Below are 25,681 nucleotides of genomic sequence, written 5' to 3' on the forward strand. Positions count from 1 at the left end.
GCTCGAAGGTATCCGGAACTGGGCATTCTGGGCGGTGAAATCGTGAAGTGCGCTGGAACGCAGGCGATTACGGCTGCGGGTGGTGATGCTGTCACGTAACGGGTGGGTCAGGGGTTCGATGTGTTGCTTGCACATGGAAACGGTTGGGCAGTACCGAACTTCGAGGGGATCTCATGCGGATCAAGTCATTGGCCGTCGTCGCGCTCGCGGCGAGCGCCGCCATCTCCGTCAGCGGATGCGACCCGAACACCTCCGCGGGGCCCGCGACCACCACACCGGCCGCGCAAACCACCGGACAGGCGACCCAGCCCGGACAGCCACAGCCCGGGCAGACCACGCAACCGGGGCAAGCCACCCAGCCCGGCGGCATCGACCACGACGGCCCGGGGGCCGGGGCACCCATCACCACCAGCGTCGCGGGCGGCATCGACCATGACGGTCCCGGCGCGGGCGCGCCCCCCACCACGGTCCCCGCCGACGCCACACCCGCCAAATGCGTGACCGGGCAGATCGTGCTCGACAAGGGTGTCGGCGGCCCGGTGGGCGGCGACTGGTTCCTGCGCTTCATCAACAAGAGCTCCAAAACCTGTGTCATCCAAGGATTCCCGGGCGTCTCGCAAACCAACGGACCCACCGGCGACCCGATCGGCGAACCCGCCCAACGTGACCAGGGCGCCGGCGCACCCCAGGTCACCCCGGTGGTGCTGACCCCCGGCGCGGCCGCGCAGTTCGAATTCATCACCTACCCCAAACAGGTCAACGACTGCGCCGCGATCCGCACCAGCACCCTGCGCGTCTACCCGCCCGACAACACCGAATCCATGTGGCTGCCCTGGGACAGCCTGATCTGCCCCAGCCCGCAACGCATGCTGCTGGTGCGCGCCGTCACCCCGATGTGAGCGCACGGGGGAGCGGGACCGCTCGCGCCGCCGTTCAGCGCAGCGCGAGCAACACCCGATCCGACAGCACCTGCCACACGGTGCCGACCTCCCCGAACCCGGCCGCGTCCAGCGCCCTCACATGCGTCTCGACGTCCACCGGCGCCAGCCGCTGCTTACCGGCGAAACGCCGCGTCCGCTCCGCGATCAACGCCGCCATCGCAGGCTCCCGCCCCAGCGCCTCCCACCACTGTTCGGCCGTCTCGATCCCGCGCGCGGCGAACGCCGCATCCGACCACTGCCGCGCCGACACGCGCTGCGCCAACCGGTCGAAGGTGGGCAATTGCGCGGGGAACCCGAGATTGTCGCCATTGAGAAACACTCCGCCCGGCCGCAGCAGCCGACCCAGATCGGCGTACAGGCGAGTCAACTCCGAGGCCGAAAGCCAGTGCAGGGCAGTGGTACTGAGCACGGCGTCGACTTGTGGTTCACCGAGCGCCGTCAGCCATTGTGGGTCGGCGATATCGGTTTCGACCCAGCGTAGCCGGCCCGCCATCGTCCCCAGCGCGCCCCGTCCGAGGGCGATCATCACCGGATCGAGGTCGACGGCCACGACCCGGGCGCGCGGAAACCGTTGCAGCAGCCGCTGAGCGATCGCGCCCGGACCGCACCCGAGATCGACCGCCACGAACGCGGCGGGGAGTAGGTCGGCGACCGCGTCCAGCATCACGGCGCGTTCGGGGGCATACCCTTGCTGCTGGGCGTCCCAGCGGCGCAACCAGGCGTGCCAGTCGAGGTCGAGGTCTGCGCTCATATCCTTTGCGCTCATATCGTCGATGGTGCGCGGGCACCGTCGAGGCGATCAAGAGCTGCCGGGGGATCCACCCCAACATTCAACTTTACATAATGTTGATTATCGGCGCGGATACGGGACCGGAGTTGATCTTGAAAGTTATTGCGCGCGTTGTGTATTCGTGTGTACGTACCCGGTCGGCCGGCGATGTGCGCGCTCGGACGTGTGTGCTGCGATGTGCTGCACACTCCGTCGCTATCCAGCGCATCGGTGCTGAAATCAAATATTTCGGCCAAGTTGTCTCTGGCCGTAAAATTTCCTGATCAGCCGAGTGTCTCCGGTTGTGGTCTGTGCCGCCTTCGGGCCGGTGGTCTCGAGCCCTCTCGATCTGGCGGCCACTCCCCTCGGGCTCGCTCTTCCCCGGCATGTAAACGTCACAGTGACGTAATGGGGTGGTCTGGCTGGATGGTGGAAACCGTTGCCGCCGGGCCCGATTCGCGAGGTTTGCGACACGGCTTCCTCCTGTGAGAGCGACGAGGGGTGACTGCGCTAACGCTAAACGACCGATGCGCGCGAACACCGGATTGCCTCGCGGGGATCGTCCTGGGATGCGGGAGATACGTCCGAATTCTCCACGCGTACCCGCGTGCGGCGCTTACCGTCGGAGCAGGGTTGTTGTTGCTGAGTGGAGCGAGAACTGTGATGAATCAACCGAATACCTCCCCCGCCGCGTTCCAGGCGACCGCGGCCAAGGATCCGGCCGCCGTCGCGGTGCGCAGTATCGGCGGCGGTCAATCGTTGACGTGGGGCGAGTATGCGGCGCAGGTGCGGGAGGTCGCGGCGGGGTTGGCGGCGCTGGGGGTGGGGCGCGGGGACACGGTGGCGTTCATGATGAGCAACCGGGTCGAGTTCTATCCCCTCGAGGTCGGCGCCCAGCACACCGGCGCGACCTCGTTCTCGGTGTACAACACGCTCTCGGCCGAGCAGCTGCACTATGTGTTCGCCAATGCGGGCAACCAGGTGGTGATCTGCGAGGCGCAGTACGTCGAGAAGATCCGTGCGTGCGGGGTGGCGATGCGCACCATCGTGTGCATCGACGCCGCGGTGCAGGGCACGCTGACCGTGGCGCAGCTCAAACAGCTCGGGCGCAGCGATTTCGATTTCGACGCCACCTGGCAGGCGGTCACCGGCGAGGACATCGTCACCCTCTGCTACACCTCCGGCACCACCGGTAACCCCAAGGGGGTGGAGATCACCCACGCCAGCCTGGCGTTCGAATGCCACGCCTACGCCTCGGTGATGCCGGTCGAGCACGGTGATCGCATCACCTCGTTCCTGCCGACCGCGCACATGGCCGATCGGGTCACCAACCTGTATCTGCACGAATACTTCGGCACCCAGATCACCGTCGTGCCCGACCGCACCCAGTTGCCGGCCGCGCTGGCCGACGTGCACCCCACCATCTGGGGTGCGGTGCCGCGGGTGTGGGAGAAACTCAAAGCGGCCGTGGAGTATTCGGTGGCCGCCGAAACCGATCCGGGCCGGCGCGCCGCGCTGGAATGGGCGTTGGAGGTGGCCGGGCGCAAGGCGGCCGCACATTTGGCGGGGGTGGCGTTGGATGAGGTGCAGGCCGCGGAATGGGAGCGGGCCGATGCCGCGGTGCTGGGGGCGTTGCGGGCGAAACTGGGGTTGGATCAACTCAAATGGGCGCTGTCGGGGGCTGCGCCGATCCCGCCGGAAACGCTCGGGTTCTTCTTCGGGCTGGGGATCCCGATCTCGGAGGTGTGGGGGATGTCGGAGCTGACGTGCATCGTGTCGGTGAGCCCGCCCGCGCAGGCGCGGCTGGGCACGGTCGGCAAACTGCTGCCCGGCTTGCAGTCGCGGATCGGTGCGGACGGGGAGTTCTTCGTGCGCGGTCCGCTGGTGATGCGCCAATACCGCAAGGAGCCCGCCAAGACCGCCGAAGCGCTCGATGGTGAGGGGTGGCTGGCCACCGGGGACATCATCACCGAGGACGCCGACGGGTATCTGCGGGTGGTCGACCGCAAGAAGGAACTCATCATCAATTCCGGTGGCAAGAACATGTCGCCGGCCAATATCGAAAACACCATCAAAGCCGCCACCCCGCTGATCGGGGCGCTGGTCACCGTGGGCGACAACCGGCCCTACAACACCGCGCTCATCGTGCTGGACGCCGAATCGGCCGGTCCGTACGCGGCCGCGCACGGGCTCGCGGACGCGTCGGCGGCCGCGCTGGCCGCCGACAAGAACGTCATCGGCGAGATCGCGCGCGGGGTCGCGGCCGGGAATGCGAAGCTGTCGCGGATCGAGCAGATCAAGCGGTTCACGATTCTGCCGACGTTCTGGGAGCCCGGCGGCGACGAGGTCACGCTCACGATGAAGTTGCGGCGCAAGCCGATCGCGCAGAAGTACGCGACCGTCATCGACGCCCTCTACGCGCCCAGTCTCGCCGACGGGGTGCACGAACCCGAAAAGCCCACCGCCACAGTGTGACTCGGTCCGCCCTGGTCTTCGGCCGCGTTACCCTCCCTTCGCGGGGGTAGCGCGGCCGATGTGCTTAGCGGGTGCGATGCGCTGAGTGGGTGCGATGTGGGGCCGGTGTGTTGTGTGGCGGAATTTGTCGCGCACCCCTTCATAACAGAGCACATGCTCTTTTATGGTCGTGGGGTGCCCCGTCCTCGTATCCACGATCTGGATCTCGCGCTCGATGCCGCCGAGGCGCTGGCGGTGAGCGCGGGCCCCGCCGCGGTCACCATCCGCGCGGTCGCCGCCGCCACCGGCATGTCCAACGGCGCGCTGTATCACAGCTTCGGCTCCCGCGGGGAACTGGTGGGGCGCACCTGGATTCGCGCCGCCCACCGGTTTCTGGCCTTGCAGGCCGAGCTGGTCGCCGCCGCCACCGATCCCGTCGAGGCGGTGCTGGCCGCCGCGGGTGCGCCCGCGGTGTTCGCGCAGACCTACCCGGCCTCCACCCAGCTGTTCTTCCGTATCCGCCGCGACGACCTGCTCGGCGGTGAGCTGCCCGAGCCACTGCGCACCGAGCTGACCGGCACCCAGACCACGCTGGTCGAGCTGATGAAAACGCTCGCGCGGGGACTGTGGGATCGCGCGGACGCCGCCGCGGTCGACACCATGACGTTGTGCCTGGTCGATCTGCCGACCGCGATCCTGCTCGACCGCGACCGCCTCACCACTCCCCTGGCGTCGCGGCAACTGCGTGCCGCCGTGCACGCCATCCTCGACCTCGGACCCGCCCCCGCCCGCCGGCGCTGACCTCTCCCCCGCAGTGAGAAAGAAGAACCATGCCCACCCTGTCGCATCATGACAAGATCGCCGTCCTCGACCTCGGTGACGGAGAAAACCTCTTCTCCCCCGCTTTTCTCGCCGAGACCGGTGAGCTGCTCGATACCGTCCTCGCCGACGGCAGCCAGGCACTGGTGACCACCGCCACCGGCAAGTTCTACTCCAACGGTCTGGATCTGGGCTGGCTCTCGGCGCACGGTGACCGCGCCGAATGGTATGTGGCGCAGGTGCATTCGCTGCTGGCGCGGCTGTTGAGCTTTCCGCTGCCGACCGCCGCCGCCCTCAACGGGCACAGCTTCGGGGCGGGCGCCATGCTGGCGTTGGCGCACGACTATCGGGTCATGCGCGCCGATCGCGGGTATTTCTGTTTCCCCGAAGCCGATATCCGCATCCCGTTCACCGCCGGGATCGCCGCGCTCATCCAAGCCAAACTCACCCCCAAGGCCGCGATCGCGTCCATGACGACCGGGCGCCGCTTCACCGCACCCGATGCGCTGGCCTACGACCTCGTCGACGCCACCGCCCCCGCTGACACGCTCACCGCGACCGCGCTGGGATTGCTGGCGCCACTGGGCGGCAAGGATCAGCCCACTATGGCCGCGATCAAAACCACCATGTTCGCCGGCGCGCTGAGCGCCCTGGCCGGGGCGTGAGGCTCAGCCCACGTGGCCAGGGGGTGAGGCTCACCCGGCTCGCCGGACGGCGAACACCGCCAGCCGTACCCGGTTGTCGCAGCCGGTCTTGTCCATCAGATGCGCCACATGCTTTTTGACGGTGGTCACTCCCAGATGCAGGTGTTGGGCGATCTCGGTGTTCGAGCAGCCCTGGCCGAGCAGGTCCAGGACCTGCTCCTCGCGGGCGGTGAGCGCGACGGTGGCGGTGGGGGTGTCGGCCGGGGCGGCGACGGCGCGGGCGATCAGGCGGCGCAGCAGCGGCGGGGAGAACAGCAGTTCGCCGTCCATCACTCGCCGGATCGCGGCCAGCAATGTGTCGGGGTCGGTGTCTTTGACCAGATAGCCGCTCGCGCCGGCCGCCAATGCCGGAAACAGGTGCTCGTCATCGTCGAAGGTGGTGAGCACCAGCACTTTCGCGGTGCTTGCGGCCCGGATCTCGCGGGTGGCGGCCACCCCGTCCATGCCGGGCATACGCAGATCCATCAACACCAGATCCGGGCTCGATTCCGCGGCCGCTCGCACCGCGGACAGCCCGTCGGCGGCCTCCCCCACCACCCGCAGATCCGCGGTCGCCTCCACCAGCATCCGCAACCCCGCCCGCACCAGCCGCTGATCATCGACCAGCAACACCCCGATCACGCCCACACCACCCCGTCCGCAAGCGCTGCCGATGCTGTCGGTGCGGCCGCGATCTCGCCCGAGGTCGCGGGCAGCCACGCCTCGAGCACCCAATCATGTTCGCGCGCAGCGGTTTCGAGGCGACCGCCGACCAATACGACGCGTTCGCGCATCCCGGCCAGGCCGTGTCCGCTGCCGTGCGTGTCGCTTGTTGCTCGGTGGGTGTCGCGCGAGCGGTTGGTGACGGCCAGGTGCACGCCGGAGTCGGTGCGCGCCACCACGATCCGCACCCGCGTGCGCCGGTCGGCGTGCTTCATGACGTTGGTCAGCGATTCTTGCACCAGCCGCAGCAGCGTCAAGCGGGCGATCGCATCCAGGCCGTCGAGGTGGGTGTCGATGGTGGCGTCGACATCGAAACCGCCTTGGCGCACCCGTTCCACCGCGCCGTCGATCTCGGCGCGCACCACGCTCGCGTCCAGCAGCGGCACCCCGTCGAGCACCGGGTCCCGCAGCGCCGCCAGCAGGCGGCGGATATCGGTCAATGCGCCCGAGGCGGTGTCGCCGACATCGTCGAGGACCTCCCGCACCCGCGGGTCGGTGTCGCCCAGTACGCGGTCGGCGACCTTGACCCGCACCACGATGGAGGCCATATGGTGGGCGACCAGATCGTGCAGCTCGCGGGCCAGCGCGGCGCGTTCCTCGGCGCGGGCGCGGATCTGCGCCTCGCTCGCGCGCGCGGCCAGGCTCGCGGTCAGCCGCCGCTGCCCGCGCAACCACAATCCCGCCAGCAGCGGCAATCCCACATACGCGGCGGCCGCCACGAACGTCGCACCCCGCCAGAACGCCGGATCGTGCCCGCCCCAATGCCCGGCCACCCACGCGCACCCCCACGCCAGCGTCGCGGCCGCCGCCGCCCGATCACCGGCGCGCATCACCGCCTCCACCAGCGCCACCGCACCCAGATACGGCACCAGCTCCGACGGCCCCCACGCCGGGATCACGAACATCGCGCCCGCCAACCCCGACAACACCAGCGACACCACCAACGGATGTCGCCCGCCGACTGCGAACACCAGCCCCGCCGCCACCGCAAGCAGCCAGTACACCGCGGGGACGCGGTATTCGCCGGGAAAAGTGCTCGCCGCCAACAACACCGGAGTGCCCAGCAGCGGCAGCCACCGCGCCGCCGTCCAGCGGGTCGCGCGATCACGCAGATCGATCACCACACCCACGGTAAACAACCCGCACCCCGGCCGGCGCACACGGGTCGCGGTAACACCACGATTGCCCGCGATACGGGGTCAGCGTGGGGAGTCGGCGGCGCGCAGGTGCGCGAGCAGGGTTTCCGCGACCGCGTCGGGTCGCTCGGCCTGCAGGAAATGTCCGCACTCCGGTAGCTGCACGTGCTGGGCGCCGGCGTGCTGCGACAGCAGCCGGTGCAGCGGCGGTGACAGGCAGCCGTCGCGTGCACCCGCCAGTGCCAGGGTGGGCAGGGGTGCGGGCGGGGCCATCAGCCACCGGCGGAATTCGCGCGTCGGGCCGCGCCAGGGCGTCACCAGCGACCGGTAGTAGCGGGTGGTCGCCCACGCCATCAGCGGATCGGTGAACACCGCCGCCGCGGGCGCGAACTGGTCGTCACCGAAATCCCAGCCCGGTGACCAGCGCCGCCACAACGCGCGCACGAACGCGGCGTCCCGGCGGGTCAGCAGCGCCGGCGAGTAGCCCGACTGCATCACCGGGATATACGACGACAACAGCGCCTGGCGGGGCAGATGCCGCCACAGGCCCGCCGCGACCCCGCCCCCGAACGGTGGAATCGCCAACAGCGACAACGACTGCCAGCGCTCGGGTTGCTGCTTGGCCAGCAGCATCGCCGCGAACGCACCCCAGTCGTGACCGACCAGATGGGTGCGCGGCGCGCCGATCTCGTGCGCCCACGCCGCCACATCCGCGGCGACGGCCATCAGGTCGTAGCGGGCGGTGCGCGCGGCGGAGGCGGGGGTGTAGCCGCGCAACCACGGCGCCGCCACCTGATACCCGGCCGCCACCAATGCCGGGATCACCCCGTCCCAACTGTGTGGGGTGTCGGGAAATCCGTGCAACAGCAGCACCAGCGGCGCGTCCACCGCGCCCGCGCGGCGCGCGGTCAACGTCAACCCGTCGCGCGCCAACCGCAGCGTGGAATCGGTGAGATCACCTGTCATGACCGTACTTTCCTGCTCGAACCCCGGTAATCCACGTCCCCGACACCACGCCCCGGCCCCGGCCCCGCGGCGGCCGCCCGCTCATTGCAGCGGGCGGGCAGCAGCGGGCGGTCCGGCATGTGAGGTCAGCGGCCCTGCCAGTTCGGTGGACGTTTCTCCACGAACGCGCGCATGCCTTCCGCGGCGTCCTGGGACGACAAGGCCGCCGCGGCCACTTGGCCCTGTTTGCCGAACGCCTCGGCCACCGACCAGTCGGGGGCCTGCTCGATGATCTGTTTGGAGGCGTCGATGCTCAACGGCGCGTTGACCGCCACCCGTCCCGCCAATTCCAGGGCCGCCTCGAGCGTGCCGCCCGGCGGCGCGACCTGGTTGATCAATCCGATCTCGGCGGCGCGGGCGGCGGTGATGGGGTCGCCGGTCAACGCCAACTCCATCGCCAGTGCCCGCGGTAGTCGCTGCGACAATCGCAGCACGCCGCCGCCGACGGCGACCAGGCCGCGTTTGACCTCCGGCAGACCGAAACTCGAATCCGTCGCCGCCACGATCAGATCCGCCGCCAACGCCAGCTCACACCCGCCCGCCAGCGCCGGGCCCTCCACCGCGGCGATCAACGGTTTGCGTGGCGGCACCGACACCAGGCCCAGGATGCCGCGCTTGTCGGTGACCGGCACCTCGCCGCGGGCGGCGGCCTTGAGATCCATTCCGGCACTGAAGCATCCGCCCGCGCCGGTGAGGATCGCAATACGGGCGTGCGGGTCGGCCTCGTAGGCGTCGATCGCGCGCTCGAGACCGCGCGCGGTGGCCAGGTCGATGGCGTTGCGGGCGTGCGGCCGATTGATCGTGATGATCATGATGTGGTCGCGGCGCTCGAGCAGCACCGGCGCCGGCGGCGGCGCCGGCAACGCCACCCGCTCGCTGCCGGTCGCGGTCAATGTTTCTCCCGACACCGTCACCGGCAGTCCCAGCCAGTCCTGACCGGTCAACGCGTCGAGGGTGTCGGAGTCGGTGGTGCGCACCAATACTCGATCCCCGCGCGGGGTGAGCAGGCTGACGATGGCGGCCTCGGGGCGGCCGTCGCGGCCGTAGGGCAGCGTGTAGGCCTCCACCACCGCCTCACCGTCGTAGCCGGTGAGGGCCTTGCGGGCGGGCGGATGTTCGATGACCGGGGTCAGATGCCGGTAGCCGCGCACCGGCGGCGTCGCCGAATACACCCCCAGCGCATGCTTGGTCAGATACCAGCCCAGCGAGGTCGCCAACCCGAACGCCTCCGGCTCGGCCCGCAACCGCTGCACCAGCGTGGCCACCGCGTGGCCGCCGTAGTTGTTGCCCGGCCCGCCACCGAAGGTCAGCCCGCCGGTCACCGACAGCGGCCGCTTGCCGTCGTCGATCGGCAATCCCAGCTCGCGCGCGGCGATCTGCACCGCCACCGGGAAACACGCGTACAGATCGATGTGGGTGAGCTGCTCGGCGGTGATGCCGGCATGCTCGAACACCGCCGCGCCCAGCGCCGCGATCGCCGGGGAGGCCGCCAACTCGCTGCGTTCACTGACGAACCACTCGTCGGTGCCCGAGGCGCCCGCGTGCAGAAACACCCACTTGTCCTGCGGGATACCGGCGGCTTCGGCGGCCGCGGCCGAGCACACGATGATGCCCGAGGCCATGTCGACGGTCAGGTTGGCGCATTCGAGTTTGGTGTAGGGCGCCGAGATCAGGCGATTGTCGTCGGTGACCGTCGCGATCTGCGCGGGCGAGAACTCCTGGGGCTGCCAGGCATTCGGGTTGGCCGCGGCCACCGCCGACAACCGCGACCACAGCTCGGCGACCTCGCCGGCGTGCTGCTCGCGGGTGCGGCCTGACCGCAACCGGTTGGCCGATTCCAGCAGCGCGTACATGTTGATCGGCGCCTGCAACCCCGCCGCGGACTCCGCGGCATTGTTGGCGGCCTTGTCGATACCGACCGTGCGAGTGGGGGCCACACCCGGATCCTGTCGCGGCCAATCGAGTTCGATGTTCGCGCGTTGCGCGGCGGCCTGGGTGGCGCCGGCTTCCGCGCCGCACACCAGCACCAGGTCGTAGTCGCCGGCCGCGATCGCCGCGGCCGCCTCGTTGATCACCAGCTGGCCGCCGTCACCACCGAACGGACTCGACTGCACCGTATCCACGCGCTGCGCGCCCACCTGCGCGGCGACCAGCGCACCCAGATCCCGGTACTGCCACGACGTCGGCGCCACCGCGAACACCGCCTGCGCGCCCGCCAGCAGCGCGTCCGGGGAGGCGACACCGGTATCGGCGGCCGCGGCCCGCACCGCCCGCGCCGCCAGCTGCGCGGGATCGGGGTATCCCGGCTCCGGGGTGCGTGCCACCACCTGCCCGACCCCGACCAGCACCGGCGTCGTCGGCGCCAGCACCGCCCCGGAAGCGCGATGGCGCACCGCTTTTCGATCCACCCGGCCGGCCTCGGATGCCGTGGCGGGGGCGGCGGCCGCCAGCGCGGCGGGCAGCGCGGTCAGCGATTCCTGTAACGCCTCACCCAGCGCGCGGGCCACCGTCGCACCCAGCGGGCCCTCGATCGGTTGCCCCGACAATCCGGCATCCACATACACTCGTGACCCGGATCCGTTGGCCGACACCGTGATCCACAATCCCAAACCCAGCCCCTGCGGGCCGCGCCCCCGCAACATCAGGCCGTGGTCGCCGACCTCGCTGACCAGCCACCGCACGTCCGCGGGGATGCCCATGAACTTGGCGACCTGCGTGTACTCCACGCCCACCGCCGCGACCGGCGGCGGATCCCCGCGCCACCCGGCATGAAACACCACCCACTCCGGCAGCCGCGACAACTGCACCAGATACGCCAGCGCGGAGGCCGCCCCCACCGTGAGCTCGGTGTGCGCGTGCGCGGTGCGCGTGTACTGCGACAACCCGGCCGGCGGCACATGCTCGGGCGGCGGCACCGGCGCCGCGTCGGCCGAGCCGGTGAATCCGGCGATCAGCTCCCGCAACAGCCGCGGATCGCGGCGCACACTGTCGAGCACCTGGCCGCCGGCGCGCACCCCGCGCCCCAACGCCACGCCTCGCGCGCGCCCCTGCGCGAGCATCGCCCGCACCCGCCCTACACCCGGCACCGCCGTCACGGCCCACCTCCTCGCTGAGGGTTCTGCCAACCACCTTGCGCCCTCACCGTATCGGCCACCGCCACCCACGGGAAGAGTGAACGCCGTTCACCGGCCGACTTCGCGCCCCCGGCAACCGAATTCACGCCTCACGCGCACACCCGCGCTTGCCGGCGCGGGCGGGTTCACAGCATGCGGGTGAACCACACCTGATCGCGCAGTGGGATCCCCTCGACCTCGAGCCCCTCCGGATAGCCCGCCTCCGGGGTGAACACATCCGCCACCACCCGCGACATGCGGAAACCGCAGCGTTGATAGAAGCGCAGATTGCCGATATCGGCCGCGCCGGTGGCCACCTCCAACCGTGTCACCCCCGCCGCCGTGGCCGCCGCGACCACCTGCTCGATCAACCGCCGCCCCAGCCCCGCGCCTCGAAAGTCCTCGGCCACCGCAGTATTGACGATCTCCCACACCGACACCGCCGCCGTGACCGCGGCCGAGTCGGCTGCGGTGGCGGCCCCGTCCGCGGGAGCAGCCTCGGTGGCGGTGGCCGTGGCGGCCTTGGCCTCGGCCGCGGTAGCGGTGGCGGTGGCGGCTGCGGTCACGCCCCCGTCCTCGGGAGCGTCCTCGGCTGCGGTGGTGGCCTCGGTGGCGGTGGCCTCGGCGGCTTCGGGTTCGGCCTCTTGTGCGGTGCCGGTGCCGGTGGCGGCGGGCTGCGGCAGTGGTGCGGCCTGGATGTGCCCGACCACCCGCCCGTCAGCGGTGCGCGCCACCCACACCCGCCCGCGTCCTAGATACCCGGCCAGGGCCTGTTCGGAATCCTCGGCCAGCCGAAACGAGAACGCGATCTGTGCCCGGTCACCGGTGAACTCCTCGATACCGACCGGGCTCGCCGCGGCGGGCACCACGATCAGCATCCAGCCGTCGGGATCCAGGACCGCGAACGCCCCCGCCGCCACCCAGTACGGGTTGTCGGGCACCACCTCGGCGATCGCGTGATCGGCCAGCCGCTTGCGCAACCCCTCGAACCCGCCGCGCGCATACAACACCACCGCGTGCTCGGCGTCCGGCGCGGGCGCGGGCGGGGCGCCGTCGCGGTGGACGAGCTCGAGCTGGGTGGCCGCGCCCGGCAGCCCGAAGACGTAGCCGCTGTAGCCGGCGTGGTCGGTGAACGCGAACAACTCTGCCAGCCCGACGATTTCGCGATAGAACAGCGCGCACTGCGCCAGCCGGTCGGTGGCGCGGGTGAACCGCGCCGCCGACAGCGCCAACCCCGCCGGAGCCTGCTGCGATCCCAACCCACCACTCCTCACCCGTGCGACGACACACCGTCTCCCAGCATGCGCGACCCACCCCCACCCGTCGACCGAATTGCCCGATTCAATCGGATTCGGGGTCGGTCCGGGCTATGCCCGCGGCAGGACCGCGTACCCGCGCGCGGACCCGAATCCGGGTCCACGCCTGGCGAATTCGCCTGCTCGCGGCTAGAGCCGCACCCCCAGCAGCGCGTCCACCGCGTCCGTGATCAGCCCCGGTGCGTCCGCGTCGGGTCCGCCGTAGTCGAGGGCCTGCTGCGCCCAGGCGTCGATCGCCGCCAGCGCCTTGGGGGTGTCCAGATCGTCGGCCAGATGCTGACGCAGCCGCGCCACCGTCGCCGCCGCCTCGGGACCCGATGTCCGCGCCGCGGCCTCTCGCCACCGCGCCAGGCGCGTATTCGCTTGCGCCAGCACCGCATCCGACCATTCCCGGTCGGCGCGATAATGCCCGGCGAACAACCCCAGCCGGATCGCCGAAGGATCGGTGCCGCCGCGGCGCAACCACGACACGAACACCAGATTGCCGCGCGATTTCGACATCTTCTCCCCGTCCAGGCCGATCAGCCCGGCATGCACGTAATGGCGAGCGAAACGACGGCCCTTGACCAGCGCTTCGGCGTGCGCGCACGAATACTCGTGATGCGGGTAGATCAGATCGCTGCCGCCGCCCTGCACATCGAACTCGCTGCCGATGCGGTTGAGCGCGATCGCGGCGCACTCGATGTGCCAGCCCGGCCGTCCCGCCCCGAACGGCGCCGGCCACGACGGCTCACCCGGGCGCGCGGCGCGCCACAACAGGGCGTCGATCGGGTCGCGTTTGCCCGGGCGCGCCGGGTCGCCGCCGCGCTCGGCGAACAGTCGCTCCATGGTCGCCCGGTCGTAACCGGACTCGTAGCCGAACTGTTCGGTCGCGTCGTGACGGAAGTAGACGTCCGGATACTGCGCGTCCTCGACCACGTACGCCGCGCCCGAGGCCAGCAGCTTGTCCACCAGCTCCACCACCTCCGGCACCGACTCGATCGCGCCGATGTAGTCGCGCGGCGGGATCACCCGCAACGCGGTCATGTCCTCACGGAACAACTCGATCTCGCGGGTGCCCAGCGCCCGCCAGTCGATGCCGTCGCGGGCGGCGCGCTCGAACAACGGATCATCCACATCGGTGGTGTTCTGCACGTAGTGCACCTCGTGCCCGGCGTCGCGCCACAGCCGGTTGACCAGATCGAAGGTCAGATAGGTGGCGGCGTGCCCGAGATGGGTGGCGTCATAGGGGGTGATGCCGCACACGTACATCGTCGCGGTCGCCCCGGGGGTGACCGGGCGGACCTGCTTGTCGGCGGTGTCGTGCAAACGCAACGCTGGTCCGGATCCGGCAACGGTCGGGACAGCGATATCGGACCAGGACTGCATGCGTCGAGGTTAACGCCGAGATCGCCCGCCCCCGCCGCCGCCCCCGCACCGATGTGCGCCGCGACACGCGGCCCGACGGGCCGACCAGCACCCTAGTCACAGCGTCGGCGCTGTCAACCGTTGCAATCACCGCGACGCCAACCCCACCGCACCGGGCGCGTCGCGACCGGGCACCGGATCCTTCTCGCAGGGCGGCGAATCCTCCACGCGGCGCGGCGAATCCGGGGCGCGCACGCGGTCGGGGCGTGTGGTGGCGGCCGTCAGAACGCGGGCCAGGGGATCGGGCGCGGCCCGCTCGGGTGCGGCAGCACCGGATTCTCGAGCAGTGCGCGCCCGCGTGCCTCGAGCGCCTCGATCTCGGTGTCGGTGAGCAACCCCGCCAGCCGCTCACCCAGCTCACCGGCCAGCGATTTCACCAAAACCGTGATGTCGGTGAGCAATTCCTCGGCCACCGGCTCCCCGGCCCACCCCCACAGCACGGTGCGCAGCTTGGGTTGCGCGTGCAGGCAGATCCCGTGATCGACCCCGTAGATGCGCCCGTCGGCGCCCGCGAGCGCATGCCCGCCCTTGCGGTCGGCGTTGTTGATCAGCACATCCAGCACCGCCATCCGATACAGGCCCGCGTCCTCGCCGTGCACCAGCGACACCGGATGCCCGCCAGGATCCAACGCCCGCAACACCTCCCGATACCCCGGCGGCACCTCCCCGGCCGGGCACAGATCCACCGGATCGAGGGCTTGATCCTCGCGCGAGTCGATCCAGCGTTGCACCATCCCCGGCCCCAGCGGCCCCTCCCGCAGCACCGTCTCCGGGATCACCCCCCACCTCAGCGCCTGCGACACCAGATACGACGCCACCTCGCGTCCGGCCAGGGTGCCGTCGGGGAAATCCCACAGCGGCCGCTCCCCGGCCACCGGCTTGTACACCACCCGCAGCGGCGTCTCGCCGTCGCTTTCGCACACCAACGTCACATTGCTGGCGGTGGTGACCTGCCCGATCACCGTCAGCTCGGCGGTGCCCAGCAGATCCTGCGCCATCCTCGCCGCCCTCAGTCCTCGTCGTCCTCGTCGACCTCGGTGACCCCGAAGATCTCTCCGCGCTTGTAGCCGTTGGTGCGCACACACATGTGCCCGGCCGGTGACAACGGTTCCCCGCACAGCGGGCACGGCGGGCGCCCGGCCGCGATCACCCGCGCCGACCGCAACGCGAACTCCCGCGCCTGCACCGGTGTCAGAAACACCCGCACCGCGTCCGGGCCCTCCTCGGTGTCGTCGAGCACCACCGACTCGTCGACCTCGGTCTCGGTGATCGCCAACAACTCCACCACCACCGCGCCCGCGTCCGCGTCCCAGCCCAAACCCATGGTGCCGACCCGGAATTCGGCGTCCACCGGCATCACCAGCGGGGCGGTGTCGGCGACATCGGCCGCCTGCGGGGGCACCGCGGTGCCGAAGCGGCGCGCGACCTCGTCCAGCAGCAGACCCATCCGATCGGCCAGCACCTTGACCTGCTGCTTTTCCAGCAGCACGCTGATCACCCGCGGCTGCTGCACGGCCTGCAGATAGAACGCGCGGTCGCCCGGCTCGCCGACGGTGCCGGCGACGAATCGATCGGGGGTGCGGAAGATATGGATTGCTCGGCCCATGGCACCTCCATTCGGTTCACTCACACTGATGAATCGGGGCGTTGCGCAACCCCATTATCCGTACTGTCGGTGGTACCCGTTTCCCCGCCGGGAACCGGGCCCGAGCGTGATTCGCCGCCGGTTCGCGGTGAAATCGCCGCCAAACCCGACAGCTCGGGGCCGGTGTCGTTGACCCGCCACACATACGGGGCGGTCGGGGTGTAGCGGATGACGCTGATCGAGGCCGGCTCCACCACGATGCGCTGAAACCCGTCCAGGTGCAGCCCGAACGCGTCGGCCAGCAGCGACTTGATGACGTCGCCGTGCGTGCATGCAATCCACAACACATCGCTACCATGGCGGGCCGCGAATTGCCGGTCGCGTTCGCGCACAGCGGACACCGCCCGAAACTGGACCTGCGCCAAGGACTCTCCCGCAGGGAAGGTGGCGGCCGAGGCGTGGCGTTGCACCACCTTCCACAGCGGTTCGCTCACCAGATCCGCCAGCGCCTTGCCGGTCCAGTCGCCGTAGTCGACCTCGAGCAGCCGCTCGTCGGGTTCGGGTTCCAGGCCGAGTTTGTCGGCCAGCGGGGCGACGGTGCGCTGGCAGCGCAGCAGCGGCGAGCACACGATGTGCTCGATCGGCAGCGATCCCAGTCGTTGCACCAGGGCGTGGGCCTGTTCGCGGCCGCGGTCGGTCAGATCGACACCGGCGCTGCGGCCGGCCAGGGTGCGGGCAGTGTTCGACGTGGACACGCCGTGCCGCAACAGGATCACCGTCACCGGGACAGCCTACCGACTCAGGTCGCCGACACCACGCCGGTCGCCAGCAGCACCAGCATCGTCGCCCCCAGCACCAGGCGGTAGCCCACGAACCAGTCCAGCGAATGCCGCGCCACGAACCGCAGCAGCCACGCCACCGACGCATACCCCACCACGAACGACACCGCGGTGGCCACGATCAGCTGCGCACCCGAGGCATTGAGGCCCTCACCTGCGGGTTCGAAGGCGTCCGGCAGCGAGAACAACCCCGAGGCCAGCACCGCGGGAATCGCCAGCAGAAACGAAAACCGCACCGCCGCCTCACGAGTCAGCCCACACAGCAACCCGGCCGAGGACGTCGCCCCCGACCGCGACACGCCCGGAATCAATGCCAGGCACTGCGCCAGCCCCATGATCAGGCCGTCGCGAGTGCCCAACAGCTCGAGCGGGCGGCGCGTCTGTCCGTAGGTCCGGCCCGCGTAGTACTCCGCGAACGCGATCACCAGCGCGAACACGATCAACATGATCGAGATCAGCCACAGATTGCGTGCGCCGGTACGGATCTGGTCGGCGAACACCAACCCCAGCACCCCGATCGGGACGGTGGCGATGATCACATACCAGCCCACCCGATAGTCTAGTTCGCGCTGCCAGTGCGGGTCCGGGTGGTCGCCGAAGCGGCCGTGCGCGTCCAGCACCGGCAACCGGGTGGTGGGCAGCTCGCTGGCCGGTACTGTTTCTCGTTGCCGCACAACATATCTCGACCACACCGTGGTGGTCCAGGCGGTCACGATGCGCCCGATGTCGCGGGCGAAATACACCAGCACCGCCGCCTCGGTGCCCAACTGGGTGACCGCGGTGAACGACGCGCCCGCATCGTCGCCGAAGAACACCGCCGAGGTGATCCGCAGATGCGCCGAGGAGGAGATCGGCAGAAACTCCGTCAACCCCTGCACCACCCCCAACACCAGCGCCTGCACCCACGTCATCGACTCGCCCACACACCCTCCAGTCCCGAATCCTCGCCTGCCGGTACACCATTCGCGCCACCGGCCCGCCCACCGCCGCGCCCGCGGCGCCGGGTCGACCGCAGCGACCCTACCGGCCGATGTCCGATTTCGGACACGCGCGGGCGAATGCCGACCGCTGGACTGGCGCAATCCGGACGCATCCGGTGCGGGGCGGGGGTGGGCGGCCCAATCGTGCCTGGCGGGAAGCACACTCGCGCCGACCCGCCGCGACGCGACGCGGCCCGTAACCGGGCAGCGGTGACGGCTGCGCCTAGGCTGACGCCTGTGACGAAAGGGCAAGCGCGGTGATGGAACAACGCACGGTCGGCCGCAGCGGACTGCGGGTCTCGCGGCTGGGGCTGGCCACCCACACCTGGGGCCGCGAAACCGACGCCGAGGACGCCGCCGCCCAGCTGATGGCCTTCGCCGAAGCCGGCGGCACCCTGGTCGACACCTCCCCGGCCTACGGTGACGGCGCCGCGCAACACATTCTGGGCGAGCTGATCTCCGAGATCGGCCGCGAAGACCTGGTGCTGTCCGGAAACGCCGGATACACACCGGTACTCAGCGACGCCGCCGCCGATGCGCCCGCCGCGGTGCGCTGGACCGTGGACGCCTCGCGGCGCACCATGATGCGCCAACTCGACCACACCCTCACCCAGTTGGGCACCGACCACCTCGACATCTGGTCGGTGGCCGCCTGGGATCCACACACCCCCCTCGAGGAGATCGCCGACACCTTGAGCTGGGCGGTGCGCTCGGGGCGGGTGCGCTACGCGGGGGCGCGCGGCTACGACGGCTGGCAGCTGGCCACCCTCGCCGCCGCCGCACCCCTGACCGCCACCCACATCCCCTACTCGCTGCTCGCGCGCGGCGTCGAACACGAATTCGTGCCCGCCGCACAGCATCACGGGCTCGGTGTCATCGCCACCGCGCCGCTGGCCGGGGGCATCCTCACCGGCAAATACCGTGACGGGGTGCCCGCGGACTCGCGCGGCGCCGACGAGGCCACCGCCGCCGAGATCACCGCCGGACTCGACGAACGCGCGATCCGGGTCGTGGACGCGGTCGTCACCGCCGCCGACGGGTTGGGGACCTCGCCGCTGGCGGTGGCGCTGGCGTGGATTCGCGATCAGCCCGGGGTGGCCTCGATGCTGGTGGGCGCCCGCGACATCGGGCAGTTGACCGGGATCATCGCCGCGGAAACCCTCGAGCTGCCGCGCGCGATCAGCGCGGCCCTGGGAGACGTGAGCGCACGCACAGAATGAGCAAGGCTACCCTTACCGGCATGAGGTGTCTCGTGAATGCCCGCACCGCCGCGCGGCCGCTGCTGATCATGCTGCTGGGACTGGTCCTGGTGGCGGGCACGAGCGCCTGCGGGCACGACACCTCCGCCGACACCGCCGCCGGCCCGGTCACCGCCAGCGTCGGCGACCTCGACCCGGTCGCGTTGCCGCAACCCAACCCGCAGTTGCCGGTCACGGTGCGCTCCTTCGACGGCAGCGAGGTCACCGTCACCGACGCCAGTCGTATCATCGCCGCCGACCGCTACGGCACGCTGGCCCAGACCGTCGTCGCGCTCGGGCTGGGCTCGAAACTGGTGGGCCGCTCCAACTCCGCGGTCTTCCCCGCCGTCAAGGACCTGCCGACCGTGTCGAGCGGGTCGGGCACCTTGGGCGTGGAATCGGTGGCGGCACTGCGGCCCACGGTGTTTCTCACCGACACCACCGCCGTCACCCCCGCCCTGCGCGAGCAGCTGAAGTCCCTGGGCATCACGGTGGTGTACTTCGACGACAAACGCACCCTCGACGGGGTCGTCCCGCAGATCCAGGCCGTCGCCGACGCCCTCGGCGTGCACGACGCGGGCGTCACCCTGGCGCAACGCACCCGCACCGAGATCGCGGCGGCGACCGCGTCGGTGCCGCAGCGGGATGCCAAGCCCAAGATCGCGTTTCTGTACCTGCGCTCCACGGCCATCACCATGATCTTCGGTCCCGGCTCCGGCGCGGAATCGTTGATCAGCGCCATCGGCGGGGTCGATGCCGCGACCGCGTCCGGGGTCACCCAGGACTTTCTGCCCATCACCAGCGAAGCCATGATCGCCGCCGCTCCGCAGGTGCTGCTGGTCATGAGCGATGGGCTGGCCTCCGTCGGCGGCGTCGACGGCCTCGAGAAAGTCCCCGGCGTCGCCCAAACCCCCGCCGGCAAGGACCGACGCGTCGTCGACATGTCCGATGCGGTGCTGCTGTCGTTCGGCCCCAACACCGGCCGCGTGCTGAGCGCCCTGATCCACGCCGTCTACGGCACCGCCGCATGAGCGACCCACTGACCCCGCCACCGCATTCGACCCCCGGCAACGTCACCGGCGCGCAGGACACCCCAGCGGCCGACGCCACCCGGCCCGGGAGCGGCGGCCGAGAGCTCGAAACCGTTGCCGCACAGCACTTCCCGGCCAGCGTCGACCCGCAACCGGCGGGGCCGCGTGACCGCTCGCGCACCACGCTGATCTTCGCGGCCGCCCTGGCCGGCCTGGTGGTGGCGGCGGTGATCTCCGCGGGTATCGGGCAGGTGCCCACCAGCCCCGCCGAAGTCGCCGGCGCCTTCTTCCACAAGCTCGGTCTCGACTGGGGCACCATGCCGCATCACCCCGCCGGATACGTGACCCTGTGGCAGGTGCGATTCCCGCGCGTCGTGCTGGCCGTGCTCGTCGGCGCGGCCCTGGCCACCGCGGGCGCGCTCCTGCAAGGCGTCTTCGCCAACCCCCTCGCCGAACCCGGCGTCATCGGGGTGTCGGCGGGCGCGGCCGTCGGGGCGGGCACCGTCATCGTCATCGGCGGCGCGTTCACCGCGGCATGGTCGGTCGCGGCGGGCGCGTTCGTCGCCGGCCTGGGCACCACCGCACTGGTATATCTGCTCTCGCGCTCGGGCGGCCGCACCGAAGTGGTCACCCTGATCCTCACCGGCGTCGCCGTCAACGCCTTCGCCGGCGGCCTCATCTCGTTTTTGCTGTTCAAAGCATCCCCCGCGGCACGCGATCAGCTGGTGTTCTGGCAGATGGGCTCGCTCAACGGCGCCACCTGGCAGGCGGTCAACGTGGTGTGGCCGCTGACGCTGGCCGGAGTGGCCGCCGCGGTGTGGATGGCCCCGCGCCTGGATTTGCTGGCGCTGGGGGAATCCGCGGCCCGGCACCTGGGTGTGGACGTGGAACGGTTGCGGCGCAACATCATCGTCGTGGTCGCGGTACTGGCCACCGCGGGGGTCGCGTTCACCGGCATCATCTTGTTCGTCGGATTGATCGTGCCGCACCTGGTGCGCATGCTCGTCGGCCCCGCCCACCGCGTACTCATCCCGCTCTCGGCCATCCTGGGCGCGGTCGTGCTGGTGGCCGCCGACATCGGGGCACGCGCCCTGGTCCACAACGCCGACCTGCCCCTGGGCATGATCACCTCGCTGGTGGGTGGCCCGTTCTTCTTCTGGCTGCTGCGACGCACCCGCTCCCGCGCGGGAGGCTGGGCATGAGCGGACTGCGTGCACTGGCCACGGTGTTCACCCGCCGCCCCGCCCTGCCCGAACCGGCCGAGCCCGGCGCGGTCACGCTGCGCGCCCGCGGGCTCAGCGCCCGCCGCGGCACCCGCACCGTCCTCGACAGCGTCGACTTCCCTGTGGTCGCCGGGCAGATCGTGGCGCTCGTGGGCCCCAACGGCGCGGGCAAATCCACCCTGCTCGCCGCACTGGCCGGCGAACTCGACCTCACCGGCGGCAGCGTCGAACTCGACGGGCACGCCCTGACCCATTGGACACCGCTGGACATGGCACGCCGGCGCGCGGTGCTGCCGCAAGCACACACGGTCGGATTCCCGTTCAGCGCACGCGAAGTCGTGGCCATGGGCCGCGCCCCCTGGGCGCGCACCGCCCGCCAGGACCACGACGACACCCTGATCGCCGCCGCCATGGCCGCCACCGACGTCACCCGCCTGGCCGCCCGCCCCTTCCCCGCACTGTCGGGGGGCGAACGCGCCCGCGTCGCGCTGGCGCGGGTGCTGGCCCAAGACACCGCCACCCTGCTGCTGGACGAACCCACCGCCGCACTCGATCTCGGCCACCAGGAACAAGTACTGCGCCTGGCCCGCGACCGCGCCGCCGCCGGGGCCGCGGTCGTGGTGGTACTGCACGATCTCGGAGTCGCCGCCGCCTACGCCGACCGGGTCGCGGTGCTGGACGCCGGACGCATCGCCGCCGACGGCCCACCCCGCGACATCCTCACCCCCGAACTGCTCACCCGCGTCTACCGCCATCCCGTCGACGTGTTCGACCACCCCGTCACCGGCGCACAACTGGTCCTGCCGGTACGCGGCTGAACACACGCGAAGTCGAAAACGCCTACCGCCGAATCGGTTACAGCTGCTGCTGGCCCCACACCAGCCGCAGCGCCCCGTTGGCCAACCACACCGCGAACAACACCATCCCCGCCCACGGTGTCCACGCGAACCCGAGCAGGATCGCCGCGGCCCCGAACCAGCACACCTCCAACGCCACGCGCCGCCACCCGGTCTGCGGGTATTTCGCGTCCTTGGCGGCCCCGAACAGCGCCCACACCACCACGAACATCGCCGCCGCCGCGACCGCCGCGGTGATCCGCACTGCCAGCGGCGCCGACACGCTCGCACCCCACCACAGCGCCGACCCCAGCACCGCCAGCTCGAGAGAGAACATCAACGCCAGATTCGCGCCTTTGAGCACGCTCATCGCCAGACCAACCTCAACACCGCCGGAGTCAACAGCATGCGAATCACGGTGGCGTCCAACACCAGTGCCGCGATCATGCCGTAGGCAATGTATTTCATCAGCACCAGATCCGAGAACCCGAAAGCCCCGGTCACCACGATCAAGATCGCGGCCGCCGAGGTGATCACGCCCCCGGTGTGGGCGATGCCGTAGCGGATCGCCTCCGGCGCCGCCGCGCCCGCCGCGCGCGCCTCGGCCATACGCGACTGCAAAAACACCTCGTAATCCGTCGAGAGCCCGAACAACACCGTCACGATCAACACCAGCACCGCGAACATCAACGGGCCCGGCGTGAAATCGAACACCCCCGCCCCGTGGCCCTCCACGAAAATCCAGGTCAGCACCCCCAACGTGGCGCCCAGGCTCAGCGCGCTCATCACCACCGCCTTGAGCGCCAGCACCAGCGACCCAAACGCCGCATACATCAACGCCACCGCCGCGACCACCAGAATCGTCGCCAGCAACGGCAGCCCCTTGATCAACCCATGGATCGAATCACGTTCCAGCGCCGGCACTCCCGTCACCATCACATGCGTGCCCGCCGGCTGCGGCAGCCCGCGCAACGCCGCGATCACGGTGTCGGCGTCGCGTTTGTCGCGCAGTCCGCTGGCCAGCACCGTGACCTGATCCTTGCTGGGCGCGGCCGGATCGAACGGCCCGGTCATGCGCGCACCCACCCGCTGATCGGCCGCGTAGCGCAGATCCGACAGCTGCTGCGGGGACGCGCCCACCACCACCAGTTTCAACGGTTCGGTGCGGAACTGCGGAAACAGGCGATCGAAATCCTGCTGCGCCACCCGCGCCGGATTGTCGTGTGCCAGATAGCGTTCGCTCAACCCCCCGAACTCGATGTGGCGAAACGGCAGAATCAACACCGTCAGCAGCAACACCACCGGCACGATCACCAGCCACGGCTTGCGCATCGCCAACACAGCCAGCCGCGAGAAGAACCCGGCATCGATCTGCTCGGCGGTGCGGATGCTCGCCAGCCGATGCCAACCCCCCAGATCGATACGCCGGCCCACGATCGACAACACCGCCGGCAACGCCGTCACCGACAACACCGCCGCCAACAGCACCGAGGAAATCCCGCCCAACGGCACCGACCGCAACACCCCGTTGGGGTAGATGAACAACGCCCCCAAACTCACCGCGATGATCGCCGCCGAGAACACCACCGTGCGGCCCGCGGTCGCGATCGTGGCCGCGCTGGCCTCCTGCACGCTGCGCCCCGCCGCCAGCTCCTCACGAAACCGGGTCACCGCGAACAACCCGTAATCGATCGCCAACCCCAAACTCACCAACGTGACCACCGCCGAGGCGAACACGTTGACCTGCAGATGATCGGTCAACGCCCGCATGATGCCCTGGCTGCCCAGAATCGTCATCCCGCCGATGAGCACCGGCAGCAACGCCGCCACCACCCCGCCGAACACGAAATACAGCAGGATCGCCACCAGCGGCAACGCGATCAACTCCGCGCGATGGATATCGTCCTGCATCCCGGTGTTGATGCCCTCGACCACCGGCTGCAACCCCGCCAGCTGCACCGTCGTGCCACCCGGGCCCGAACCCGCTGCGCCGGCACCGAATTCGTTCTTCACGGCCAGATAGTCGGCGACGGTGTCGGTGCCGCCGTCACCGCGCAACCCGACACTGGCGAACGCGTGCTGCCGCGAGGCGTCGGCGAACTGGCCCATCAGCGCGCCGTCGAAATACGAGTCGATCTTGGCGATGCGGTCGGGAAAACGGGTGCGCAGCCGGGTCAGATCCGCGGTCACCGCCGCACGCACCGGTGGGTCGTCGACGGTGTGCCCGGGCGGGGCGGTGTAGACGACGATCAGATCCGCGTCCCGGTCGCGTCCGAAGGTGGCATCCGCCAGCTTCGCCGCCGCCACCGACTGGCTGGAATCGTCGAACCAGCCCTCCTGGGTCAGATGAGCGCCCAGATCCCGGCCATACACCCCCGACCCGGCCACCAGGGCCACGAATCCGGCGAACACCAGCCACCGCCACCGGTGGATCGCGCGCCCCCACCGCCACGACCGGTGCGCGAGCATCAGCCGCAGGCCGCGGTCTTGTAGTCGGCCGAGCGCAGAATCCCGCACAGATCGGTGCGCGAGATCTTCCAGCGCCCGCCGGTGTAGACGAAATGCACCACCGTGGTGCGCACGTCGGTGCCGGTGCCGTCCTTGTCCAGGCTCAACGTCGCGGTCAGGGTGCCGTCGTGGTTGTCGAACACCGGATCACGCACCCCGTAAACCGCTTTGGGGTGATCCTGCAACGCCTTGTACATGTCGGGGATCGCGTCGGTGAACGCCTCCCCGTCCTCGATGAGCGCGGTGCGGTCGGAATCGGGCAGCGTCGGATCCAGGGCCGCTTTCATCTGCTGATCCAGTTGCGCCGCCGTGGGAATCGCGGGCTTGTCGGCCACCGCGCTCGACTGCGCCGCCGCCGAGGACGAACTCAACGCCGCATACGCCGAGGAACGCGCCTGCGCCACCTTCGACTCGTCATCGCCCCCGCCGCACCCGGCGATCGCCGTGCCCAGCACGGTCAGCATGAGCGCGGCGGCACCCGGTCGTCGAAGTCGCATCAACATCCTCGTCAGCTCGAACTGCGGTTGTGTGCCGCTAGTTTGTCATGGGCGGCCGTCGAGGACCGCGCCCAGCCGCCCCAGCAACGCCCGCACCGTCGTCGCCTCCCGCGCCGGCGCCGCCACCGGCGCCGCCTGCGGGATCAGATCCGCCACCAACGCCACCACACTGCGCTCGTCGTCGAGATCGATATCGGTCACCGGCGCCACCGCCACCGCCTCCACCTCCTCGGGCCCGGGCACCGCGCTGGTGGCGGCAGCGGCATAGATTTCGACGGTCATGCTCGCGCGCTGGGTGCGAAACGCGAAGCGCCGCCCGTCGCCGGTGACCCCGAACCCGTGCGCGAACCGGCCCACGGTCACATCCTCGACGGTGAAACCCGAAACATGCTCGTCACCCACCACATCTCCCTGCTCGAAACGCCTTCTCCTCCACGGTAACCGCGCCCGCCGACACCACCCCGCCAGCCCCGCGTCACGTCCCGCGCGCCCGCCTCGCGGGCCCGGGCGGCCTGTGCGGCGCGGCGCGGCGAGGACCCCCGCGTGCGCACGGCCGGGCCGCATCATGGTCAGATTAG

General features: G+C 70.4%; 23 protein-coding genes. 8 read left to right on the plus strand and 15 right to left on the minus strand.

What is annotated here, in order from left to right:
• Window positions 1-173 precede the first annotated feature (173 nt).
• Window positions 174-899, plus strand: coding sequence for a DUF4232 domain-containing protein (locus D7D52_RS19980; RefSeq protein WP_120738551.1), 726 nt, complete (start codon window positions 174-176; stop codon window positions 897-899).
• 34 nt (window positions 900-933) lie between these two features.
• On the opposite strand, the gene D7D52_RS19985 is transcribed toward D7D52_RS19980, so the two are convergent.
• On the minus strand, window positions 934-1,707 hold the full coding sequence (locus D7D52_RS19985; protein ID WP_120738553.1) for a class I SAM-dependent methyltransferase: 774 nt from the start codon (window positions 1,705-1,707) through the stop codon (window positions 934-936).
• 666 nt (window positions 1,708-2,373) lie between these two features.
• Between D7D52_RS19985 and fadD11 the strand changes: the two genes are divergently transcribed.
• The 3 genes from fadD11 (at window position 2,374) to D7D52_RS20000 (ending at window position 5,648) form a co-directional block, all read left to right on the plus strand.
• Entirely contained in the window at window positions 2,374-4,185 is a 1,812-nt protein-coding gene (gene fadD11, locus D7D52_RS19990) for a fatty acid--CoA ligase FadD11 (protein ID WP_120744288.1), read from the plus strand.
• Between the two features lie 174 nt (window positions 4,186-4,359).
• Complete coding sequence (locus D7D52_RS19995; protein ID WP_120738555.1) at window positions 4,360-4,965, plus strand: TetR family transcriptional regulator; 606 nt, start codon at window positions 4,360-4,362, stop codon at window positions 4,963-4,965.
• A gap of 29 nt (window positions 4,966-4,994) precedes the next feature.
• Window positions 4,995-5,648, plus strand: coding sequence for an enoyl-CoA hydratase-related protein (locus D7D52_RS20000; RefSeq protein ID WP_120738557.1), 654 nt, complete (start codon window positions 4,995-4,997; stop codon window positions 5,646-5,648).
• Between the two features lie 30 nt (window positions 5,649-5,678).
• On the opposite strand, the gene D7D52_RS20005 is transcribed toward D7D52_RS20000, so the two are convergent.
• From D7D52_RS20005 to D7D52_RS20050, 10 genes are all read right to left on the minus strand, one after another.
• Complete coding sequence (locus tag D7D52_RS20005; protein WP_120744289.1) at window positions 5,679-6,308, minus strand: response regulator; 630 nt, start codon at window positions 6,306-6,308, stop codon at window positions 5,679-5,681.
• Complete coding sequence (locus D7D52_RS20010; protein ID WP_120744290.1) at window positions 6,305-7,510, minus strand: sensor histidine kinase; 1,206 nt, start codon at window positions 7,508-7,510, stop codon at window positions 6,305-6,307. Before D7D52_RS20010 ends, D7D52_RS20005 begins: the two co-directional genes overlap by 4 nt.
• 78 nt (window positions 7,511-7,588) lie before the next feature.
• A complete protein-coding gene (locus D7D52_RS20015) occupies window positions 7,589-8,491 on the minus strand; it encodes an alpha/beta fold hydrolase (protein ID WP_120738559.1) in 903 nt (300 codons plus the stop codon).
• Window positions 8,492-8,616: 125 nt separating this feature from the next.
• Complete coding sequence (locus D7D52_RS20020) at window positions 8,617-11,625, minus strand: crotonase/enoyl-CoA hydratase family protein (RefSeq protein ID WP_246023177.1); 3,009 nt, start codon at window positions 11,623-11,625, stop codon at window positions 8,617-8,619.
• A 164-nt stretch (window positions 11,626-11,789) separates the two neighbouring features.
• Window positions 11,790-12,902: a GNAT family N-acetyltransferase gene (locus D7D52_RS20025; protein ID WP_162958415.1), complete on the minus strand. Its 1,113-nt coding sequence runs from the start codon at window positions 12,900-12,902 to the stop codon at window positions 11,790-11,792.
• A gap of 186 nt (window positions 12,903-13,088) precedes the next feature.
• Window positions 13,089-14,327 carry a cysteine--1-D-myo-inosityl 2-amino-2-deoxy-alpha-D-glucopyranoside ligase gene (gene mshC / locus D7D52_RS20030; protein ID WP_120738566.1) on the minus strand — a complete coding sequence of 413 codons (1,239 nt, stop codon included), beginning with the start codon at window positions 14,325-14,327 and terminating at the stop codon, window positions 13,089-13,091.
• Window positions 14,328-14,587: 260 nt separating this feature from the next.
• A complete protein-coding gene (locus tag D7D52_RS20035) occupies window positions 14,588-15,364 on the minus strand; it encodes an SCO1664 family protein (protein WP_120738568.1) in 777 nt (258 codons plus the stop codon).
• Between the two features lie 11 nt (window positions 15,365-15,375).
• Window positions 15,376-15,972 (minus strand): DUF3090 domain-containing protein, encoded by a 597-nt coding sequence (locus D7D52_RS20040; protein ID WP_120738570.1) that lies wholly within the window; start codon window positions 15,970-15,972, stop codon window positions 15,376-15,378.
• Between the two features lie 20 nt (window positions 15,973-15,992).
• Window positions 15,993-16,733: a histidine phosphatase family protein gene (locus tag D7D52_RS20045; protein ID WP_120738572.1), complete on the minus strand. Its 741-nt coding sequence runs from the start codon at window positions 16,731-16,733 to the stop codon at window positions 15,993-15,995.
• Between the two features lie 17 nt (window positions 16,734-16,750).
• The gene (locus D7D52_RS20050) at window positions 16,751-17,713 is read right to left on the minus strand and encodes an undecaprenyl-diphosphate phosphatase (protein ID WP_187703017.1); all 963 of its coding nucleotides are present in this window, start codon (window positions 17,711-17,713) and stop codon (window positions 16,751-16,753) included.
• Window positions 17,714-18,030: 317 nt separating this feature from the next.
• On the opposite strand from D7D52_RS20050, the gene D7D52_RS20055 reads away from it, so the two are divergent.
• Genes D7D52_RS20055 through D7D52_RS20070 form a run of 4 tightly spaced genes read left to right on the plus strand, consistent with a single transcriptional unit; the run spans window position 18,031 to window position 22,080 of the window.
• Window positions 18,031-18,990: an aldo/keto reductase gene (locus tag D7D52_RS20055; protein WP_120738574.1), complete on the plus strand. Its 960-nt coding sequence runs from the start codon at window positions 18,031-18,033 to the stop codon at window positions 18,988-18,990.
• 20 nt (window positions 18,991-19,010) lie between these two features.
• Complete coding sequence (locus D7D52_RS20060) at window positions 19,011-20,039, plus strand: heme/hemin ABC transporter substrate-binding protein (protein ID WP_120738576.1); 1,029 nt, start codon at window positions 19,011-19,013, stop codon at window positions 20,037-20,039.
• Entirely contained in the window at window positions 20,036-21,241 is a 1,206-nt protein-coding gene (locus tag D7D52_RS20065) for a FecCD family ABC transporter permease (protein ID WP_246023178.1), read from the plus strand. Before D7D52_RS20060 ends, D7D52_RS20065 begins: the two co-directional genes overlap by 4 nt.
• On the plus strand, window positions 21,238-22,080 hold the full coding sequence (locus tag D7D52_RS20070) for a heme ABC transporter ATP-binding protein (RefSeq protein ID WP_120738578.1): 843 nt from the start codon (window positions 21,238-21,240) through the stop codon (window positions 22,078-22,080). Before D7D52_RS20065 ends, D7D52_RS20070 begins: the two co-directional genes overlap by 4 nt.
• Before the next feature lie 37 nt (window positions 22,081-22,117).
• Here D7D52_RS20070 and D7D52_RS20075 read toward each other — a convergent pair whose 3' ends face one another.
• Genes D7D52_RS20075 through D7D52_RS37860 form a run of 4 tightly spaced genes read right to left on the minus strand, consistent with a single transcriptional unit; the run spans window position 22,118 to window position 25,505 of the window.
• Entirely contained in the window at window positions 22,118-22,468 is a 351-nt protein-coding gene (locus tag D7D52_RS20075; protein ID WP_120738580.1) for a DUF2568 domain-containing protein, read from the minus strand.
• The gene (locus D7D52_RS20080) at window positions 22,465-24,567 is read right to left on the minus strand and encodes an MMPL family transporter (RefSeq protein WP_120738582.1); all 2,103 of its coding nucleotides are present in this window, start codon (window positions 24,565-24,567) and stop codon (window positions 22,465-22,467) included. Before D7D52_RS20080 ends, D7D52_RS20075 begins: the two co-directional genes overlap by 4 nt.
• Window positions 24,567-25,103 carry a WKL family lipoprotein gene (locus D7D52_RS20085; protein ID WP_246023179.1) on the minus strand — a complete coding sequence of 179 codons (537 nt, stop codon included), beginning with the start codon at window positions 25,101-25,103 and terminating at the stop codon, window positions 24,567-24,569. The genes D7D52_RS20080 and D7D52_RS20085 overlap by 1 nt, the downstream gene beginning before the upstream one ends.
• 45 nt (window positions 25,104-25,148) lie before the next feature.
• Entirely contained in the window at window positions 25,149-25,505 is a 357-nt protein-coding gene (locus D7D52_RS37860) for a hypothetical protein (RefSeq protein WP_246023180.1), read from the minus strand.
• Window positions 25,506-25,681: the final 176 nt, after the last annotated feature.

Origin of the sequence: Nocardia yunnanensis, assembly GCF_003626895.1 — a bacterium.
Classification (GTDB): domain Bacteria; phylum Actinomycetota; class Actinomycetes; order Mycobacteriales; family Mycobacteriaceae; genus Nocardia; species Nocardia yunnanensis.

Bases quoted from the DNA above. Each gene is read 5' to 3' on its own strand.
- D7D52_RS19980 (WP_120738551.1), top strand. From the start codon at position 174: ATGCGGATCAAGTCATTGGCCGTCGTCGCGCTCGCGGCGAGCGCCGCC.
- D7D52_RS19985 (WP_120738553.1), bottom strand. From the start codon at position 1,707: ATGAGCGCAAAGGATATGAGCGCAGACCTCGACCTCGACTGGCACGCC.
- fadD11 (WP_120744288.1), top strand. From the start codon at position 2,374: ATGAATCAACCGAATACCTCCCCCGCCGCGTTCCAGGCGACCGCGGCC.
- D7D52_RS20000 (WP_120738557.1), top strand. From the start codon at position 4,995: ATGCCCACCCTGTCGCATCATGACAAGATCGCCGTCCTCGACCTCGGT.
- D7D52_RS20015 (WP_120738559.1), bottom strand. From the start codon at position 8,491: ATGACAGGTGATCTCACCGATTCCACGCTGCGGTTGGCGCGCGACGGG.
- mshC (WP_120738566.1), bottom strand. From the start codon at position 14,327: ATGCAGTCCTGGTCCGATATCGCTGTCCCGACCGTTGCCGGATCCGGA.
- D7D52_RS20035 (WP_120738568.1), bottom strand. From the start codon at position 15,364: ATGGCGCAGGATCTGCTGGGCACCGCCGAGCTGACGGTGATCGGGCAG.
- D7D52_RS20040 (WP_120738570.1), bottom strand. From the start codon at position 15,972: ATGGGCCGAGCAATCCATATCTTCCGCACCCCCGATCGATTCGTCGCC.
- D7D52_RS20055 (WP_120738574.1), top strand. From the start codon at position 18,031: ATGGAACAACGCACGGTCGGCCGCAGCGGACTGCGGGTCTCGCGGCTG.
- D7D52_RS20060 (WP_120738576.1), top strand. From the start codon at position 19,011: ATGAGGTGTCTCGTGAATGCCCGCACCGCCGCGCGGCCGCTGCTGATC.
- D7D52_RS20065 (WP_246023178.1), top strand. From the start codon at position 20,036: ATGAGCGACCCACTGACCCCGCCACCGCATTCGACCCCCGGCAACGTC.
- D7D52_RS20070 (WP_120738578.1), top strand. From the start codon at position 21,238: ATGAGCGGACTGCGTGCACTGGCCACGGTGTTCACCCGCCGCCCCGCC.
- D7D52_RS20075 (WP_120738580.1), bottom strand. From the start codon at position 22,468: ATGAGCGTGCTCAAAGGCGCGAATCTGGCGTTGATGTTCTCTCTCGAG.
- D7D52_RS20080 (WP_120738582.1), bottom strand. From the start codon at position 24,567: ATGCTCGCGCACCGGTCGTGGCGGTGGGGGCGCGCGATCCACCGGTGG.
- D7D52_RS20085 (WP_246023179.1), bottom strand. From the start codon at position 25,103: ATGCGACTTCGACGACCGGGTGCCGCCGCGCTCATGCTGACCGTGCTG.